Genomic DNA, 17494 nt, shown 5'->3' on the forward strand with positions numbered 1-17494 from the left:
GCCGAATGTAGGCCGGATAAAGTGCTTGCACCGCATCCGGCATAAAAACAGGTTGTCATTATCTATAAAGGGCGTAAGCCCCTCTGTTTATCGGGTTTAGCGCGCTATTGCCTGGCCACCGCTGAACTCCAGATTTTGAGGTGAAAACAATGAAAATGAATAAAAGTCTCATCGCCCTCTGTTTATCAGCAGGGGTGCTGGCGAGTGCGCCTGGAATCAGCCTGGCCAACGTCAACTACGTACCGCAAAACACCAGCGACGCGCCAGCCATTCCATCTGCCGCGCTGCAACAATTAACCTGGACACCGGTCGACCAATCTAAGACTCAGACGACCCAACTGGCGACCGGCGGCCAACAACTGAACATCCCTGGTATCAGTGGCCCGGTTGCCGCATACAGCGTTCCGGCCAATATTGGCGAGCTTACTCTGACGCTGACCAGTGAAGTGAACAAACAAACCAGCGTATTTGCGCCGAATGTGCTGATTCTTGATCAAAACATGACGCCATCGGCCTTCTTCCCCAGCAGTTATTTCACCTATCAGGAACCCGGCGTCATGAGTGCCGATCGCCTGGAAGGGGTTATGCGCCTGACGCCAGCACTGGGGCAGCAAAAGCTTTATGTTCTGGTCTTTACCACTGAAAAAGATCTCCAGCAGACGACCCAACTGCTCGACCCGGCAAAAGCCTATGCCAAAGGCGTTGGTAACTCGGTGCCGGATATTCCAGATCCGGTTGCCCGTCATACCACTGATGGCTTGCTGAAGCTGAAAGTGAAGACCAACTCCAGCTCCAGCGTGTTGGTAGGGCCGCTGTTTGGTTCTTCCGCTCCTGCTCCGGTTACGGTAGGCAACACGGCAGCGCCAGCCGTAGCTGCGCCTGCTCCAGTGTCAGCGAAGAAAAGCGAACCTATGCTCAACGACACGGAAAGTTATTTTAATACCGCGATCAAAAACGCTGTCGCGAAAGGTGATGTTGATAAGGCGTTAAAACTGCTTGATGAAGCTGAACGTCTGGGATCGACATCTGCCCGTTCCACCTTTATCAGCAGTGTAAAAGGCAAGGGGTAATTACGCCCCACAGTGCTGATTTTGCAACAACTGGTGCGTCTTCTGATGCACCTTTTTTTTCTCTCCCTTGGTGATTGTTGCGTTATTGTTGCGTATTAGATCACTTAATATGCTTTACATCTCCCGTTAACGCTTTTCTGCGATACAATGCCTTTACGTTATGTAACGGAGAGTTCGGCATGTCACACCCCGCGTTAACGCAACTGCGTGCGCTGCGCTATTTTGCAGAGATCCCTGCGCTGGAACCGCAACTGCTCGACTGGTTGTTGCTGGAAGATTCCATGACCAAACGTTTTGAACAGCAGGGAAAAACGGTGAGTGTGACGATGATCCGCGAAGGGTTTGTCGAGCAGAATGAAATCCCCGAAGAATTGCCGCTGCTGCCGAAAGAGTCTCGTTACTGGTTACGTGAAATTTTGTTATGTGCTGATGGTGAACCCTGGCTTGCCGGGCGTACCGTCGTTCCTGTGTCAACGTTAAGTGGCCCTGAGCTGGCGTTACAAAAATTGGGTAAAACGCCGTTAGGACGCTATCTGTTCACATCATCGACATTAACCCGGGACTTTATTGAGATAGGCCGTGATGCCGGACTGTGGGGACGACGTTCCCGCCTGCGATTAAGCGGTAAGCCGCTGCTGCTGACCGAACTGTTTTTACCGGCATCACCGTTGTACTAAGAGGAAAAAAATATGGAGTGGAGTCTGACGCAAAATAAGCTGCTGGCGTTTCACCGCTTAATGCGTACGGATAAGCCAATTGGCGCGTTACTGCTGCTCTGGCCAACTTTGTGGGCGCTGTGGGTGGCGACACCAGGTGTTCCCCAGCTCTGGATCCTGGCGGTGTTTGTTGCTGGCGTCTGGCTAATGCGCGCCGCCGGTTGTGTAGTGAATGACTATGCTGACCGTAAGTTTGACGGTCATGTTAAGCGCACGGCAAACCGACCGCTTCCCAGTGGCGCGGTGACTGAGAAAGAGGCGCGCACACTGTTTGTGGTGCTGGTGCTAATTTCGTTCTTACTGGTGCTGACGCTGAATACGATGACCATTCTGTTGTCGATTGCTGCGCTGGTGCTGGCATGGGTTTACCCATTTATGAAACGTTATACCCATCTACCGCAAGTGGTGCTGGGCGCGGCGTTTGGCTGGTCGATTCCAATGGCTTTTGCCGCAGTGAGTGAGTCAGTACCGTTAAGCTGCTGGCTGATGTTCCTCGCCAATATTCTCTGGGCGGTGGCTTACGATACTCAGTACGCGATGGTTGACCGTGACGACGACGTAAAGATTGGCATTAAGTCCACGGCAATCTTGTTTGGTCAATACGATAAGTTGATTATCGGCATTTTGCAGGTCGGCGTACTGGTACTGATGGCGATTATTGGCGAGTTAAATGGCTTAGGCTGGGGATATTACTGGTCAATTCTGGTAGCGGGCGCGCTGTTTGTTTATCAACAAAAACTGATTGCCAACCGCGAGCGTGAAGCCTGCTTTAAAGCGTTTATGAATAATAACTATGTTGGCCTGGTACTATTTTTAGGGCTGGCAATGAGTTACTGGCATTTCTGATGATGTAAAAAAAGTCGGATGATTATGGACTGCACCTTAATCAGTTGGGTGTCCAACTTTTGGGGTGCAGTCCATTATCCGGCTTTTTTCTGTGAAAAGCTGCCTGATGCGCTGCGCTTATCAGCTCTACATAACACATCGCAATTTATTGAATTTGCAGGTCATGGTAGGCCAGATAAGGCGGTTTCGCCGCATCCGGCAACGCTCACCAATTACCCTTCGCCCTGCGTCGCACTCTCAATCGTCAAACGCACATCGGATGTAATCAACTCCGCCAGCAACTGGTACACCTTCATCGTCTCTGCCGGTTCGGCGTCGCCGCTGTCGCTGATATACCCTTCATCACGCAGCGTCAGCACCAGAGAACTGAACACCGCTTTGTCGAAGAACTCCGGTGCGTTGATGCCGTGTAGCACAGAGAGACGTTGTGCCACGGTGCGGCTCTCTTTTTCCAGCGTACCGCGGTTGATTGACGGGTTGGCGCTCAGCAGCCAGAAAGTGATGGCATAACGTTGCAGCGTTTCTCGCGCACCTGCGGCAAGCAACTGAAGCGTGCGGGAATGCGCCGGGTTGATATGCAATTCATCATCTTGCAGCGTAATCAGCCCCTGACGTTGCATCTCATTCGCCAGCGCATCAATCACACCCGGTAATTCGTCGCGATCCCAGCGTAGGAACAGCTCTGCTTTCAGCATTGGATACAGCACATTGACGTGCTCCATCAATACGTCGCGGGAGATGTGGCGATGCTGCGTTACAATTGCCGCCATCAGTGAAGGCAGAACCAACATATGCGCAATATTGTTGCGATAGTAGGTCATCAGCACCGCTTGCTCACGCGGCAGAATGATGATGTCACCGATGGTGTCTTTCTCGACTTCAAACTTGTTCATCTGCAGCGCGTGATCGATAAGCTCACTGGCGCTGGCTGAAGGCACCGTTGAATCCGCGGAGTAAGGCACGTTGCGCATCAAATCGAGATAACAGTTGAGTTGCTCGGTTAACTGCTCGCGGGTGAGTGAGCGCTGACGTGACGCCAGAAGCGCAGTACAGCACAGGTTCATGGCGTTTGCCGCCCCTGCGTTGTTAATGCGTACCATCAGATCGGCGGCAATGTTATTCACCGTCGGCGTTAACCAGGCTGGACGCACCGCTTCGATGGGGTCGATTGATTCGCGCCAGTCCGGCACATGCTGGTTGAGATAGGTCATCAACGGCATTGGTTCACCGAAGTTGACATAGCCCTGTCCAAGATTACGCAGTTTGCTTAAGCCGCGCAGCATCTGTGGCAGGCTCTCTTTCTCTTTCGTCGCGCCGCGCAGTTCTTTGGCGTAAGTCCCCACTTCCATGACGTGCTCATAACCGATGTAGATCGGAATCAGCGTAATCGGGCGTGTACCGCCACGCAGCATCGCCTGAATGGTCATCGACAGGGTGCCGGTTTTTGGATCAAGCAGACGCCCCGTTCGCGAACGCCCACCCTCCACAAAGTACTCAACGGAATAACCACGGCTGAACAGTTCACCGAGATATTCGCGGAAAACTGTGGAGTAGAGTTTATTGCCTTTAAACGTACGGCGAATAAAGAACGCACCCAGACGGCGGAAAATCGGCCCGGCAGGCCAGAAGTTCAGGTTGATCCCAGCGGCGATATGCGGCGGCACCAGCCCCTGGTGATACAGCACGTAAGAGAGCAGCAGGTAGTCCATGTGACTGCGATGGCAAGGCACATATACCAGCTCATGACCGTCGTGGGCCAACTGGCGAACGCGCTCGGCGTTATGGACGTTGATGCCCTGATAAAGCCGGTTCCAGGTGAAGCCCAGAATACGGTCAGTCAGGCGGATCATCTCGTAAGAGAAGTTCGCCGCAATCTCTTCCATCAGCGCAATAGCGTTTTGCTGCGCTTTTTCATGGGAGATTTTTTTGCTGCGGGCTTCATCTTCTACCGCTTTGGCAATGGCGCGGGAGGCAAGTAGCTTATTGAACAAGTCCTGACGGGCAGGCAGGCGTGGACCCACGGCAGCAAGGCGCTGGCGGGCAAAGTGCATACGTGCCACGCGCGCCAGTTTCTGGGCGATAATTTTATCCGTGCCGTGTTCATCAGCCATGCGACGCAGCGAAACTGACGGCGAGAAACGCACAAAACTGTCGCGACCAAGCCACAGTACGGCGAAAAATTTCTGCACGCCGTTGAGTATACGCAACGGTGGGTTTACTTCGCCTTTTTCGCGCCCCGGCGCACGACCAAACATCACCGATACCGGCACCATCTGCACATCCAGATTCGGGTTGCTGCGGTGCAGGTCGAGATAATCGTGGAACAGCTTAATGGATTCTTCTTTTGGCGTGTAATAGGTGAAAACACGCGGCCCGCCGTGAATAAACACATAGCGTGGCAGCAGCGTGCCGTCGATCTCCAGCGGCTCTAATGGGTCGGGCAGATCATGTGCCAGACACTGGGCGCGCAACGTCAGCAAATCCGCTTTTGAGTTGTACGGTAAAACGTACATAATTGGACGAGAGGTATCGAGTCCCAGTTCCGGGGCAGGATCTGCCGGAATAGACTTGCTTTTTACCAGGATGCTTAATGGTAAATTCAGTAATTTGTAGTAAATTCGTGGCCAGCCGGACATAAACGATGTAAAGCCTCTGGTTAATAATGCAAATGCGCGGCAAGGATAGCAGAAAGTCATGGGAAATTCTGTGGTATCCGCTCATGTTTCGCGCGGCGTTATGCAAACCCGAGTCATCGGATTTAACGGTACACTGATATTGACGCTCATAATGTAAAAAGGTTCTTTCAATGGCCAATAATACCACTGGATTCACTCGAATTATCAAAGCTGCTGGCTATTCCTGGAAAGGGTTACGCGCAGCATGGATCAACGAAGCGGCATTCCGTCAGGAAGGCGTTGCGGTATTGTTGGCGGTGATCATCGCCTGCTGGCTGGATGTGGACGCGATAACCCGCGTACTGCTTATTAGCTCCGTCATGTTGGTCATGATCGTAGAAATTCTCAATAGCGCCATCGAGGCCGTAGTTGACCGTATTGGCTCCGAATACCATGAGCTTTCCGGGCGAGCGAAAGATATGGGGTCCGCGGCGGTGTTGATCGCGATTATCGTCGCAGTGATTACCTGGTGCATCCTGTTATGGTCGCATTTTGGATAACCCTTCCAGAATTCGATAAATCTCTGGTTTATTGTGCAGTTTATGGTTCCAAAATCACCTTTTGCTGTATATACTCACAGCATAACTGTATATACACCCAGGGGGCGGAATGAAAGCGTTAACGGCCAGGCAGCAAGAGGTGTTTGATCTCATTCGTGATCACATCAGCCAGACAGGTATGCCGCCGACGCGTGCGGAAATCGCGCAGCGTTTGGGGTTCCGTTCCCCAAATGCGGCTGAAGAACATCTGAAGGCGCTGGCACGCAAAGGCGTTATTGAAATTGTTTCCGGCGCATCGCGCGGGATCCGTCTGTTGCATGAAGAGGAAGAAGGGCTGCCGCTGGTAGGCCGTGTGGCTGCTGGTGAACCGCTTCTGGCGCAACAGCATATTGAAGGTCATTATCAGGTCGATCCTTCCCTGTTCAAACCGAATGCCGATTTCCTGCTGCGCGTCAGCGGGATGTCGATGAAAGATATCGGCATTATGGATGGCGATCTGCTGGCAGTGCATAAAACCCAGGATGTACGTAATGGTCAGGTCGTTGTCGCGCGTATTGATGACGAAGTTACCGTTAAACGTCTGAAAAAGCAGGGTAATAAAGTCGAACTGCTGCCAGAAAACAGTGAGTTTAAACCGATTGTCGTTGACCTTCGTCAGCAGAGCTTCACTATTGAAGGGCTGGCAGTTGGGGTTATTCGCAACGGCGACTGGCTGTAATATATCTCTGATACCGCGATGCCGCCTGGCGTCGCGGTTTGTTTTTCATCTCTCTTCATCAGGCTTGTCGGCATGGCATTCCTCACTTCATCTGATAAAGCACTCTGGCATCTCGCCTTACCCATGATCTTCTCCAATATTACCGTTCCCTTGCTGGGGTTGGTTGATACGGCGGTTATTGGTCATCTTGATAGTCCGGTTTATCTGGGCGGCGTGGCGGTTGGTGCAACGGCGACCAGCTTTCTCTTTATGCTGTTGCTGTTTTTGCGTATGAGTACTACCGGGCTTACTGCACAGGCTTTTGGTGCTCAAAATCCTCAGGCATTAGCGCGGGCGCTGGTGCAGCCGTTGCTGTTGGCGTTGGGGGCTGGGGCGTTGATTGCTCTACTGCGTACGCCGATTATCGATCTGGCGCTGCATATTGTTGGCGGTAGCGAAGCAGTGCTGGAACAGGCGCGGCGCTTTCTTGAAATCCGTTGGCTAAGCGCCCCGGCGTCGCTGGCGAATCTGGTGCTGCTTGGCTGGTTGCTCGGTGTGCAATATGCCCGTGCGCCAGTGATTTTGTTAGTGGTTGGCAATATCCTCAACATTGTGCTGGATATCTGGCTGGTGATGGGACTGCATATGAACGTGCAGGGCGCAGCGCTGGCGACGGTTGTTGCAGAATATGCGACGTTGCTGATTGGTCTGCTCATGGTACGTAAAATCCTCAAACTGCGCGGTATCTCCGGCGAAATGCTGAAAACAGCCTGGCGAGGAAATTTCCGTCGCTTACTGGCGCTTAACCGCGACATCATGCTTCGCTCATTGCTGTTGCAACTCTGCTTTGGCGCAATAACGGTTATTGGCGCGCGGCTGGGGAGCGATATTATCGCTGTTAACGCGGTTCTGATGACGTTACTCACCTTCACCGCCTATGCGTTGGATGGCTTTGCCTACGCCGTTGAAGCGCATTCTGGTCAGGCGTATGGCGCGCGTGACGGTAGTCAATTGCTGGATATCTGGCGCGCAGCGTGCCGCCAGTCAGGTGTCGTGGCACTGTTGTTTTCTGTAGTTTATCTGCTGGCAGGGGAACACATTATCGCGTTGCTGACCTCGTTAACCCAAATTCAGAATCTGGCCGATCGTTACCTTATCTGGCAGGTCATTTTGCCGCTGGTGGGAGTCTGGTGTTATCTGCTGGATGGCATGTTTATTGGCGCAACGCGCGCCGCCGAAATGCGAAACAGCATGGCAGTGGCAGCGGCAGGTTTTGCACTTACGTTACTCACATTGCCGTGGTTGGGTAATCATGGGTTGTGGTTGGCATTAACCGTCTTTCTGGCTCTGCGCGGGCTTTCTCTGGCGGCTATCTGGCGGCGTCACTGGCGCAATGGAACCTGGTTTGCTGAAACGTGATGGTTAAAAATTCTGAATAAATAATCCTGAGCCAAATTCCTGACTACACTTAATCCCACGTTCAGAAGAAAAGCGAGCGTACTCTCATTCACCACCTAACGATGAGGACTTGAATATGAATAAAGACGAAGTCGGCGGTAACTGGAAACAGTTCAAAGGTAAAGTGAAAGAGCAATGGGGAAAACTGACCGATGATGATATGACGGTCATTGAAGGTAAACGTGACCAGTTAGTGGGTAAAATCCAGGAACGTTACGGTTACCAGAAAGATCAGGCAGAGAAAGAGGTTGATAGCTGGGAAAAACGCCATGATTACCGCTGGTAATTAATCCCTCCTGCCCGATGTGTACAAGGAAGTACGCCCTCTTAACGTGGTTTCTTTTTCACCTGTACAGAGTGGTCATGCTGGCACTGATCATGATGGCGACACGCTTCTATTTCCACGCATGCTGCACATAATCCGTGCGCTTCAATCACATTATGCCGCAGGGCAAAACCCATTTTTGCCGCCAGTGTATGCATGATGTCTTCTACACCTTCCGCACACTCTTCTTTCACTGCGCCGCAGCGATCGCAAATAAACATTGCGGAGGTATGAGTTGGCTGATCGAACAGATGGCAGAGCACATAGCTGTTGGTGGATTCCACCTTATGTACAAAACCCTGCTCAAGCAGAAAATCTAGTGCGCGATAAACCGTTGGCGGCTTGGCTTGCGGCTCGGCTTCACGCAGCAAATCAAGCAGATCGTAGGCGCTGATTGCCCCTTCCTGCAGACTCATCAAACGCAACACTTCCAGGCGCTGCGGGGTCAGGCGCACATTTCGCTGCGCACAGAGTTTCTCAGCCTGCGCTAATAACTCCTGCGTTGTGGTCTTTTCCATTGGGCACCTCAAAGTGGGGTTAAGAATGTCCTTACTTTACCATAGTTCTCACTTAAACGCCGAGAACAGGGGACATAGCTGTCACATTGCCTGATCGCATATTCGTTATGCTATAGTAGCGCCCCAAATTCACCGGATGCTTAAAAAATCGCCATGTCAGCAGAATCACAAACCGCTTATCCCGCACACCGTTTCTCGATTGCTCCTATGCTCGACTGGACGGACAGACACTGCCGCTATTTCCTGCGTCTGCTTTCCCGCAATACGTTGCTCTATACCGAAATGGTGACCACCGGGGCGATTATTCACGGTAAAGGTGATTACCTGGCGTACAGTGAAGAAGAGCATCCGGTGGCGTTGCAGTTGGGTGGAAGCGATCCGGCGGCGCTGGCGCAATGTGCGAAGCTGGCACAAGCGCGCGGATACGATGAGATCAACCTGAATGTTGGCTGCCCATCTGACCGGGTGCAGAACGGGATGTTTGGCGCGTGCCTGATGGGCAATGCGCAATTGGTAGCCGACTGCGTGAAAGCGATGCGCGATGTGGTGTCGATTCCGGTGACGGTGAAAACGCGTATTGGCATTGATGATCAGGACAGTTATGAATTTCTCTGTGATTTCATCAACACTGTTTCCGGCAAAGGTGAATGCGAGATGTTTATCATCCACGCGCGTAAAGCCTGGCTTTCTGGTTTAAGTCCGAAAGAAAACCGTGAAATCCCGCCGCTCGATTACCCGCGCGTCTATCAACTGAAGCGTGATTTCCCGCATCTGACGATGTCGATTAACGGTGGTATTAAGTCACTGGAAGAGGCTAAAGCGCATTTGCAACATATGGATGGTGTGATGGTCGGGCGCGAGGCGTATCAAAACCCCGGCATTCTGGCGGCGGTGGATCGTGAGATTTTTGGTTCCTCGGATACCTATGCCGATCCGGTGGCGGTGGTACGAGCCATGTATCCGTACATTGAACGCGAGCTTAGCCAGGGTACGTATCTCGGTCATATCACCCGCCATATGTTGGGGTTGTTCCAGGGGATCCCTGGCGCGCGGCAGTGGCGGCGTTATTTAAGTGAAAATGCCCATAAAGCAGGTGCCGATATTAACGTGCTGGAACGCGCGCTCAAACTGGTGGCGGACAAGCGTTAATTTTTCACCATAAAGTAGTCAAATTCACTACGCCCTGCGCACGGTCGCGGGGCGTTTTCTTTGATAAATCAATATATTAGTTTTTGGCATGATTCTTGTAATGGCAGCAAGAGATTTCATTTTTGGGAGAACATCATGCTGGAACTACTTTTCGTTATTGGCTTTTTTGTCATGTTGATGGTCACTGGTGTTTCGTTGCTGGGTATTATCGCCGCGCTGGTTGTGGCGACGGCCATTATGTTCCTCGGCGGTATGCTGGCATTGATGATCAAGTTGTTGCCGTGGCTGTTGTTGGCGATTGCAGTAGTGTGGGTAATCAAGACGATTAAAGCACCAAAAGTGCCGAAATATCAGCGCTATGACCGCTGGCGTTACTAAGGGATTGTGCGGATGATCACAACCTAAGGTTTTATCCTTAGAACAAAATAGGAATTGATAATCAAATCTGTCACTATTGCGCGTCAAACAAATTCATCGAGCTGTACCCTACATACAGCCGAACTATAAAAGAAAGGGCTTCCCAGGTGGAAGCCCAATTTCTTTATGGGATCAGTAGACTGGAACCCTGCGTTGCCCGGCTTTCCAGAATCTCATGCGCGCGCCGCGCATCCTTCAGCGGATATTTTTGTTGCTCCGCGACATCGACCTTAATCACGCCGCTGGCAATTAATGAAAACAGTTCATTACTGGCTTCGGTTAACTCATCCCGCGTGGTGATATAGCCTTGCAAGGAAGGGCGCGTCACATACAGCGAGCCTTTCTGATTGAGAATGCCTAAGTTCACACCGGTAACCGCGCCTGATGAGTTGCCAAAACTGACCATTAAACCGCGACGTTGCAGACAATCCAGCGACCGTTCCCAGGTATCTTTGCCTACGGAATCGTATACCACGCGCACTTTCTTGCCGTCGGTGATCTCTTTTAATCGCTCGACCAGATTTTCGTCGCGATAGTTAATCACCTGCCATGCCCCGGCTTTTATGGCACTTTGTGCTTTTTGCGCGGTGCTCACGGTGCCAATAAGTTTCGCCCCTAAGGCTTTCGCCCACTGACAGGCTATCAGGCCCACACCACCCGCCGCGGCATGAAACAGGAATTGCTCGTCAGGTTTGATTTCATAGGTTTTACGCAGCAGATAATAAACCGTTAAGCCTTTCAGGAACGAGGCGGCAGCTTGCTCAAAAGAGATCGCTGCTGGCAGAATCGCTGCTTTATCAGCATTGACGTTATGCACAGAACTGTAAGCCCCTAATGCCGCCTGCGCATAGACCACGCGATCGCCTGCTTTAATATGTTTCACACTACTGCCGACTTTACTTACTATGCCAGCCGCTTCGGTGCCTAATCCACTGGGTAGTGATGGCGGCGGATAAAGGCCGCTGCGGATATACGTGTCGATAAAATTGATGCCAATCGCTTTATTTTCGACCTGGATTTCATTCTCTGCTGGATCGGCAGGAGTAAACTCCACGGCTTGCAGTACTTCCGGGCCACCATGCTTGTGAAATTCGATGCGCGTTGCCATTTAAACTCCTTTACTGAGCGACATATCTGTTTTAAGCCTAACAGTAGTCGCCAGGCCACGCGGGGATTTTTTCCGGTCTGCGGTCACAACCCGGAATATCTCTGGTCAGTATGAAACAGCGTCGCCAAAATCCAGTTTTGCCACTGGTGCTCAAAGTTGGTTAGCGTTAATACGCCTCGCTCACGGCACGGGCGAGTCCAGGTTTGGTAACTATTAGCATCCAGACAAACACAAATCATAAATTGCCGGGCATCCTGATTTTCAGGCCGAAAACGCCAGGTCAGGAGTGGCCCACCGGGTGTTTGCGGTGCGATACCGGCTTCACCATCATAGATCGCTCTGGCACCACGACTTCCTCCACCGTTTTCGATATAGCATTGTAAAGAGCGCAGTACCGCCAGCGCCAGTTGCGCACTTTGCCGCCACTGGAAAGATTGGGCGAGGCTGTTTTCATCGCTTTGAATACCTTCCCGGCGAATATCTTCACAGAGTGTTGCTATGGTTTGCGTGGCAGCGTTGAGCCCCTGTGTATGACACAAAATTGCGGCATGGTGGCTCATGGTATTTTGTATCGCTTCTCGCACGTCGTCGCGCAGCAGTCCTTGATTCAGGTACTGTTGCGCCTCGTTAATCGTACTGAGAATTTGTTGCCTCTCGAGAGGGAGGTTTTGGCTTTTCTGATGAGCAATATGCAATGCACAGCGGCGGGCAAAAACTTGCCCGGCATTGAGCGCTGATCCACCAGGGCGCGTGACACCATGTGTTCCGGCATTTTCTCCGACAGCATAACAACCAATTAGCGAGGTACGCCCCCAAATATCAACATCAATTCCGCCATTAAGATGTTGATTGTTTAACGTAAATTTTAGTGGTGAGGCAGTCAGGTCATGACCATGCATCTGATACAAACGAAGAGCCAGTGGATTCATCTGTGTTAATCGCGCCAGTGGTTGCGCCAACAGAGCGTGATTTTCTTGCAGATAGCCGATGACATCATCATCCAGTTCCTGCAGGTTGAATGGCGTTCCGTCCGCTGCGGGGGCCGGTTCCTGCAGAAAATCGAGGAAAACATCGCGCCCTTTTTGTGTCTCCTCATATACCGCGACATCTAGCAGGCTGGAGCCATAGTCCAGCATTCGTTCCGCGTGAAACGGCCATTGGTAACCTTTGCGAAATATAGCGGAGGCCAGCATACGAGTCGTGGGGTAATAAGCTGCCAGAAAATTATACTGACGTCCGGAGTGGTCCTGCGAGTAGATGCGCGGCATTGCTTGCATGTAAGTACCGGAAAGATTCCACGGAAACTGGCTGCGCGGTGTACCGATACCAAACTGACTTTCCGTAAGATTCACCAGGGTTATACCTGCTTCCAGTGCCATGCCCAACGCACTAAAGCAGTTCACCGGATAGACACTGTCACGATAAAGTTCACCAGGCCCGCCCGTGGCTAAAACCAGATGTTGGCAGCGAATCACTACCATTCGCCAGGGATTATCCCGACAGGCTTTATCGATTGCGATCACCCCTGCGACTCGTCTATTTTCTCCTTCATCACTGGTCAGGATACGAATCGCTGTTGTGTGATCGCAAAGAGGGATATTAAGGCGCATTGCCTCCTGAGCCAGCACCTTAACCATCAGGCGCGATGTGCGTGGGCCGCAACAGGTTGCGCGGCCAAACTCATCGTGATCGGTTTGATAACGCAACGTTGCGCCAAAGAGATCTTCTGGCAGATCCAGACCCAGATATTTCAGTACTTCACAGGTGTTCACTGATCCGACGGCCTCAACATATGCAGTGTCATAATCCATCGAACCACCCGCCGCCAGAGAGTCACTTAATGCCAGAAAATGGTCACCATTTGCACGAGTATTGGCGGTGTGAAGCGTTTGTTTATCAGAACCAGAACAGGCGGAAGTGCCCCAGAAGGCTTTGCTGGAGGCTACCATCACATCGACATTCTGTCGCTTGAGCTCAACTGCGGCACGCCACCCGGCGGCACCGCTTCCCAAAACCAGAGTGTTGCAAAGGTACTCTGGCAATAGTGAACCGTTGAGGTCGATATACCCGCTGGTCTGAGCCAGCGGTGCGTAATGGGGCATTTTCACGTCTATCAGGGAATCGATAATGGATTCAGAGACATTATGCGTCATGGTATGACCCCGTAGTTTGATTGCGTCGGGAGACGGTGATCACGCTTGCATCGGCCAGATCATCAAGATCACGATCGCGTGTTTCTGGCGCAAAAAAGGTCGCAATGATCGTGCCAACGGTCAACAGACTGAGGTAAATCGCAATTGGCATCCAGGCGGCAATACCGCTTGGATCGTTGGTGTGAATTACCCAGGAGATGATGGCTGAGCCAACCAGCGGGGCGATCCCACCCGCGATAACTGCAGAAACTTCCCTTGCCAGTGCTACGCCAATATAACGATGGCGGGCACCAAACAATTCCGGCAGGAAAGCGCCCTGAGCGCCGAACATCCCCCATGCCCCAACACCCAACGCCAGAGAAAGAGAGACAATCGTGACCGGAACATTGCCGTGGCTGAAAGACCACCATACCGGAAAGGTGATCAATAGCTGAAAAATTGCCAGGCTGCGATAGACAATAACCCTGCCGAAGCGGTCTGTCAGCCAACCAGCAACGGGCACCATAATTGCGCCTACCACCACCGCGGACATTAGACACAGTGTGCCGACCGATTTATCCAGCCCAACCACACCAACGATATAGCTAATAGCTAAAGCCTGATAAATCGAAGAGCCGCCGTTTTCTGCCAGGCGCAAACCAATCCCCACGAAGACGTTGCGGCGTGACGTTTTCAACAAATTGCGTAAAGGTGATTCTGTAACTTGTTGGCGAGCTTCAAGTTTGGCGAATGACGGTGACTCTTTAAGATGCAGACGAATATAAATGGCCACCGCGATAATCACCACGCTGGAGAGGAAGGGCAGACGCCACCACCAGGTTTCGGCAAGATTTGTCACATTGTGGAGCAGGATGAAGTAAACGGCAGATGCCATAAACGTGCCAATCTGAATACCAAGGAACGGCAGCGCAGCGTAATAACCCCGTTTGCCGTTGGGGGCATATTCGGTCATCAGTACAGCCGCTCCAGCCTGTTCCGCACCCGCGCCAAGCCCTTGTAACAGGCGTAATGCGATAAGCATGATCGGTGCCCAGATCCCTGCTGTTTCGTAGGTGGGTAAAACCCCAATCAACGTGCTGGCGATCCCCATTAACAACACCGTTGCGAGCAGGACAAATTTACGTCCCAGACGATCACCTAATGAGCCGAAGAGAATGCCGCCTACCGGTCTGACGGCAAACCCGAGAAAGTAAGTACCAAAACTGGCGATAAGCGCCATTCCCGGTTCCTGATTAGGAAAAAAGAGTGGCCCAAAAATAATGGCGGAGGCCAGGCTGTAAAGTGCGAAATCGTAGTATTCCAGTGCGCTGCCGAGAGAGCAGGTCCACGCCGCGCGACGCAGATCTGCTGATGAAACATTCGTTTTTTCAGCTAGTTGTGTAGGTTGCATGATGTATCTCCTTTCAGACGGATAAAAGAGATCCGCCCAAAATCAATGGGATTCTGCGTTGTTGTTAAAATCCAAAATGAAACGTTAAGTTATCGGGCGCTAAAGTTCGGTTGACGCTTCTCGGCAAATGCCTGACTGCCTTCACGAGCATCTTGAGTAGTGGAGGAAAAAGCGCCAGCCAGTGCTTCAAGCGTTGAGGCCACGGCAATACCTTCACCGGCATCAATAACCTGTTTGGCTAGCTGCACAGCAATGGGAGCGCGCTGGGCGATACGTTGTGCCAGTTGCTGCCCGGCATCGTGTAACGCTTCTCTGGCGACAACACGATTTACCAGTCCGCAGGACAGTGCACGTTGCGCATCCAGTGGTTCGCCCGTAAATATCAATTCTTTCACCAGTGAGCGCCCAATCAGTGCCGTCAGCCGCTGAGTACCTGACCAGCCAGGCACTGTCGCCAGCCCGGTTTCTGGTAGCGCCATCCGTGCTTCGTCGCTACAAATACGGATATCGGCGGTAGCAGCCAGTTCCAGGCCACCGCCATAGGCGAGGCCGTGCATCAGAGCAATTACGGGCTGTGGCAGTTGTGCCAGTGCGTCAAATGCCTGATGACCGCGACGGATCCAGTTGCGCCACATATCGAGCGCAGAAAGAGAGGACCAGCGATGAATATCCGCGCCGACACAAAATGCTTTTTCACTGGCACTGGTCAGTAGTACCACGCGGATCTCCGAATCAGTTTCCAGCGTATGGCAATGTGTCAGTAGCTGTTCAAGCATCTCCGGAGTTAATGCGTTGAGTTTCGCCGGGCGGTTAATCACCAGTGTGGCAACGAAATCGTTGCGCAGGAGGTCAATGGTGCCGTTACTCATGGTCACTTCCTTGTTGAAAATAGAGGGGATTCATTAACTTGAGATCGTCTGCCAGACGGAGTGGGGCATCGCTTTGGGAGAGAATGTCGCGTTCAGGCTCAATACCCGGGGCAATTTCCGTGACCAGTAACCCGTCTGGTGTTAATTCCAACACGCAGCGTTCAGTGATGTATTGCACTTGTTGACCTCGCGCCATCGCGCGTTTGCCAGAGAACGTCACGTGGGCGACTTCTTGCACCAGTTTTTTGGCTTTGCCTTCTTTAATGATACGTAGTTGGCCATCTTCCAGTTGTAGCTGTGCACCTGCATTGAAAAAGCCAGAGAAAATAATCCGCTTCGCATGTGAAGTGATATCAATAAAACCACCGCATCCGGCAGTCACATGTGGACGAGCGGGCAGATGCGAGACGTTTACTGAGCCATCTGCGCCGATTTGTAAAAATGACATCAGAGTGAGATCAAAGCCACCGCCCTGGAAATAGGTGAATTGCTGGGGAGAGGGCAAAAATGCTTCCGCATTAGAAGCGCAGCCGAACTGAAATTCCAGCAGTGGAACTCCGCCAATCGCCCCTTGTTCCAGCAGCCAGGTGACGTCACCGTGGCGACCTTGTTCCAGCAAAATACGCGGCACGTTGGCAGAAATACCAAAGCCAATATTTACCGCATCACCACGTTGTAGTTCTTGCGCGACTCGCTGGGCAATAACCCGCGCCGGGCTATGTTCCATATAACTAAAGTCTGACAGCGGACGACTGATTTCGCCGGAAATAGCAGGTTCGTATTGCGTTTGCGTGGTTTGTGTTTGTTCCGGTGCAATTACGATGTAATCCACCAATACACCAGGAATACGCACCTCTTTTGGTTTCAGGCTTCCGGCAGCAACCTGCCGTTTTACTTGCGCAATTACGATTCCACCGTTATTGCGAACGGCGGTGGCTTGTTCCAGTGGCCCAAGATAAGCCCCTTCATGTTCATAAGTCAGATTGCCGCGTTCATCGGCAGTAGTAGCGCGAATGATAGCCACCTGGGGCACGATACTGGGGAAAAACAGCCAGTCGTCGTTAGCAAATCGAACACGTTCAACCAGAGATTGTTGCGCCGCTTTTTCATTCATTGCACCGCCCTGCAACAGGGGATCTACATAAGTATCCATACCTGTTTGTGTCAGCACGCCAGGGCGATGAGCCGCGGCTTCCCGGTGCATATCAAATAAGATCCCGGAAGGCAGATTCCAGGCGGGGATCGCGTTGTCATTGATCATTTGCCAGATTAACGGAGGCGTCATTGATGATGGCCCGGAGGGGTAGGAGCCTGCGATCACTTTTGCCAGTAAGCCCGGTTGCGCCAGATGATCGACACCTTTTACGCCATACATATCACCTGCAGCGATAGGGTGGATGGTAGTGATGTTTTGCGGATGTCCGGCACGTTGAAAGCGTTCACCTATTGCCGCCAGCACGACATCCGGGCAACCCATTCCACTGGAGGAGGAGACGGTGACAACTGCGCCATCAGCAATCAAATCTGCAGCTTCCGATGCAGTGATCGTGCGTACAGAGCACATAATAATTTCCTTATTTCGATATAAAAATAATTAAAAATA

General features: G+C 51.9%; 16 protein-coding genes. 9 read left to right on the forward strand and 7 right to left on the reverse strand.

The genetic code is table 11. The annotated features are described in order from the left end of the window. Positions 1 to 149 precede the first annotated feature (149 nt). From malM to ubiA, 3 genes are all read left to right on the forward strand, one after another. On the forward strand, positions 150 to 1070 hold the full coding sequence (malM, locus tag A1SC_RS04705; RefSeq protein ID WP_001517567.1) for a maltose operon protein MalM: 921 nt from the start codon (positions 150 to 152) through the stop codon (positions 1068 to 1070). Between the two features lie 179 nt (positions 1071 to 1249). Further along, the gene (ubiC, locus tag A1SC_RS04700; protein WP_000019214.1) at positions 1250 to 1747 is read left to right on the forward strand and encodes a chorismate lyase; all 498 of its coding nucleotides are present in this window, start codon (positions 1250 to 1252) and stop codon (positions 1745 to 1747) included. A 12-nt stretch (positions 1748 to 1759) separates the two neighbouring features. Continuing rightward, positions 1760 to 2632, forward strand: coding sequence for a 4-hydroxybenzoate octaprenyltransferase (gene ubiA / locus A1SC_RS04695; RefSeq protein ID WP_000455236.1), 873 nt, complete (start codon positions 1760 to 1762; stop codon positions 2630 to 2632). Positions 2633 to 2844: 212 nt separating this feature from the next. Here ubiA and plsB read toward each other — a convergent pair whose 3' ends face one another. Beyond that, positions 2845 to 5268, reverse strand: a complete 2424-nt coding sequence (gene plsB, locus A1SC_RS04690; RefSeq protein WP_001517568.1) for a glycerol-3-phosphate 1-O-acyltransferase PlsB — start codon at positions 5266 to 5268, stop codon at positions 2845 to 2847. A 170-nt stretch (positions 5269 to 5438) separates the two neighbouring features. On the opposite strand from plsB, the gene dgkA reads away from it, so the two are divergent. The 4 genes from dgkA (at position 5439) to A1SC_RS04670 (ending at position 8248) form a co-directional block, all read left to right on the forward strand. Continuing rightward, positions 5439 to 5807, forward strand: coding sequence for a diacylglycerol kinase (dgkA, locus tag A1SC_RS04685; RefSeq protein ID WP_000002905.1), 369 nt, complete (start codon positions 5439 to 5441; stop codon positions 5805 to 5807). Between the two features lie 109 nt (positions 5808 to 5916). Further along, a complete protein-coding gene (gene lexA, locus A1SC_RS04680) occupies positions 5917 to 6525 on the forward strand; it encodes a transcriptional repressor LexA (RefSeq protein WP_000646076.1) in 609 nt (202 codons plus the stop codon). Between the two features lie 72 nt (positions 6526 to 6597). Then, on the forward strand, positions 6598 to 7923 hold the full coding sequence (dinF, locus tag A1SC_RS04675; protein ID WP_001517569.1) for an MATE family efflux transporter DinF: 1326 nt from the start codon (positions 6598 to 6600) through the stop codon (positions 7921 to 7923). 115 nt (positions 7924 to 8038) lie between these two features. Next, complete coding sequence (locus A1SC_RS04670) at positions 8039 to 8248, forward strand: CsbD family protein (protein ID WP_001030602.1); 210 nt, start codon at positions 8039 to 8041, stop codon at positions 8246 to 8248. 41 nt (positions 8249 to 8289) lie between these two features. Here A1SC_RS04670 and zur read toward each other — a convergent pair whose 3' ends face one another. Then, positions 8290 to 8805, reverse strand: a complete 516-nt coding sequence (gene zur / locus A1SC_RS04665; RefSeq protein ID WP_016262772.1) for a zinc uptake transcriptional repressor Zur — start codon at positions 8803 to 8805, stop codon at positions 8290 to 8292. 153 nt (positions 8806 to 8958) lie between these two features. Here zur and dusA point away from each other — a divergent pair, with 153 nt between their 5' ends. Together dusA and pspG are read left to right on the forward strand one after the other, a co-directional pair. After that, positions 8959 to 9954, forward strand: a complete 996-nt coding sequence (gene dusA / locus A1SC_RS04660) for a tRNA dihydrouridine(20/20a) synthase DusA (protein ID WP_016262773.1) — start codon at positions 8959 to 8961, stop codon at positions 9952 to 9954. 135 nt (positions 9955 to 10089) lie between these two features. Then, positions 10090 to 10332, forward strand: a complete 243-nt coding sequence (gene pspG, locus A1SC_RS04655) for an envelope stress response protein PspG (RefSeq protein ID WP_000891405.1) — start codon at positions 10090 to 10092, stop codon at positions 10330 to 10332. Positions 10333 to 10495: 163 nt separating this feature from the next. On the opposite strand, the gene A1SC_RS04650 is transcribed toward pspG, so the two are convergent. From A1SC_RS04650 to A1SC_RS04630, 5 genes are all read right to left on the reverse strand, one after another. Next, positions 10496 to 11479, reverse strand: a complete 984-nt coding sequence (locus A1SC_RS04650; RefSeq protein WP_000235536.1) for a quinone oxidoreductase — start codon at positions 11477 to 11479, stop codon at positions 10496 to 10498. An 83-nt stretch (positions 11480 to 11562) separates the two neighbouring features. Beyond that, positions 11563 to 13632: an FAD-dependent oxidoreductase gene (locus A1SC_RS04645; protein WP_016262774.1), complete on the reverse strand. Its 2070-nt coding sequence runs from the start codon at positions 13630 to 13632 to the stop codon at positions 11563 to 11565. Then, positions 13622 to 15022 carry an MFS transporter gene (locus tag A1SC_RS04640; protein ID WP_016249467.1) on the reverse strand — a complete coding sequence of 467 codons (1401 nt, stop codon included), beginning with the start codon at positions 15020 to 15022 and terminating at the stop codon, positions 13622 to 13624. Before A1SC_RS04640 ends, A1SC_RS04645 begins: the two co-directional genes overlap by 11 nt. Before the next feature lie 89 nt (positions 15023 to 15111). Beyond that, positions 15112 to 15891, reverse strand: a complete 780-nt coding sequence (locus A1SC_RS04635; RefSeq protein WP_000064839.1) for an enoyl-CoA hydratase/isomerase family protein — start codon at positions 15889 to 15891, stop codon at positions 15112 to 15114. Continuing rightward, positions 15884 to 17455 (reverse strand): acyl CoA:acetate/3-ketoacid CoA transferase, encoded by a 1572-nt coding sequence (locus A1SC_RS04630; protein ID WP_000337274.1) that lies wholly within the window; start codon positions 17453 to 17455, stop codon positions 15884 to 15886. The genes A1SC_RS04635 and A1SC_RS04630 overlap by 8 nt, the downstream gene beginning before the upstream one ends. Positions 17456 to 17494: the final 39 nt, after the last annotated feature.

It is taken from the genome of Escherichia sp. KTE52 (assembly GCF_000408325.1).
GTDB lineage: Bacteria > Pseudomonadota > Gammaproteobacteria > Enterobacterales > Enterobacteriaceae > Escherichia > Escherichia marmotae.

Coding starts and splice junctions, on each gene's coding strand:
- malM (WP_001517567.1), top strand. CDS start 150: ATGAAAATGAATAAAAGTCTCATCGCCCTCTGTTTATCAGCAGGGGTG.
- ubiC (WP_000019214.1), top strand. CDS start 1,250: ATGTCACACCCCGCGTTAACGCAACTGCGTGCGCTGCGCTATTTTGCA.
- ubiA (WP_000455236.1), top strand. CDS start 1,760: ATGGAGTGGAGTCTGACGCAAAATAAGCTGCTGGCGTTTCACCGCTTA.
- plsB (WP_001517568.1), bottom strand. CDS start 5,268: ATGTCCGGCTGGCCACGAATTTACTACAAATTACTGAATTTACCATTA.
- dgkA (WP_000002905.1), top strand. CDS start 5,439: ATGGCCAATAATACCACTGGATTCACTCGAATTATCAAAGCTGCTGGC.
- lexA (WP_000646076.1), top strand. CDS start 5,917: ATGAAAGCGTTAACGGCCAGGCAGCAAGAGGTGTTTGATCTCATTCGT.
- dinF (WP_001517569.1), top strand. CDS start 6,598: ATGGCATTCCTCACTTCATCTGATAAAGCACTCTGGCATCTCGCCTTA.
- A1SC_RS04670 (WP_001030602.1), top strand. CDS start 8,039: ATGAATAAAGACGAAGTCGGCGGTAACTGGAAACAGTTCAAAGGTAAA.
- zur (WP_016262772.1), bottom strand. CDS start 8,805: ATGGAAAAGACCACAACGCAGGAGTTATTAGCGCAGGCTGAGAAACTC.
- dusA (WP_016262773.1), top strand. CDS start 8,959: ATGTCAGCAGAATCACAAACCGCTTATCCCGCACACCGTTTCTCGATT.
- pspG (WP_000891405.1), top strand. CDS start 10,090: ATGCTGGAACTACTTTTCGTTATTGGCTTTTTTGTCATGTTGATGGTC.
- A1SC_RS04650 (WP_000235536.1), bottom strand. CDS start 11,479: ATGGCAACGCGCATCGAATTTCACAAGCATGGTGGCCCGGAAGTACTG.
- A1SC_RS04645 (WP_016262774.1), bottom strand. CDS start 13,632: ATGACGCATAATGTCTCTGAATCCATTATCGATTCCCTGATAGACGTG.
- A1SC_RS04640 (WP_016249467.1), bottom strand. CDS start 15,022: ATGCAACCTACACAACTAGCTGAAAAAACGAATGTTTCATCAGCAGAT.
- A1SC_RS04635 (WP_000064839.1), bottom strand. CDS start 15,891: ATGAGTAACGGCACCATTGACCTCCTGCGCAACGATTTCGTTGCCACA.
- A1SC_RS04630 (WP_000337274.1), bottom strand. CDS start 17,455: ATGTGCTCTGTACGCACGATCACTGCATCGGAAGCTGCAGATTTGATT.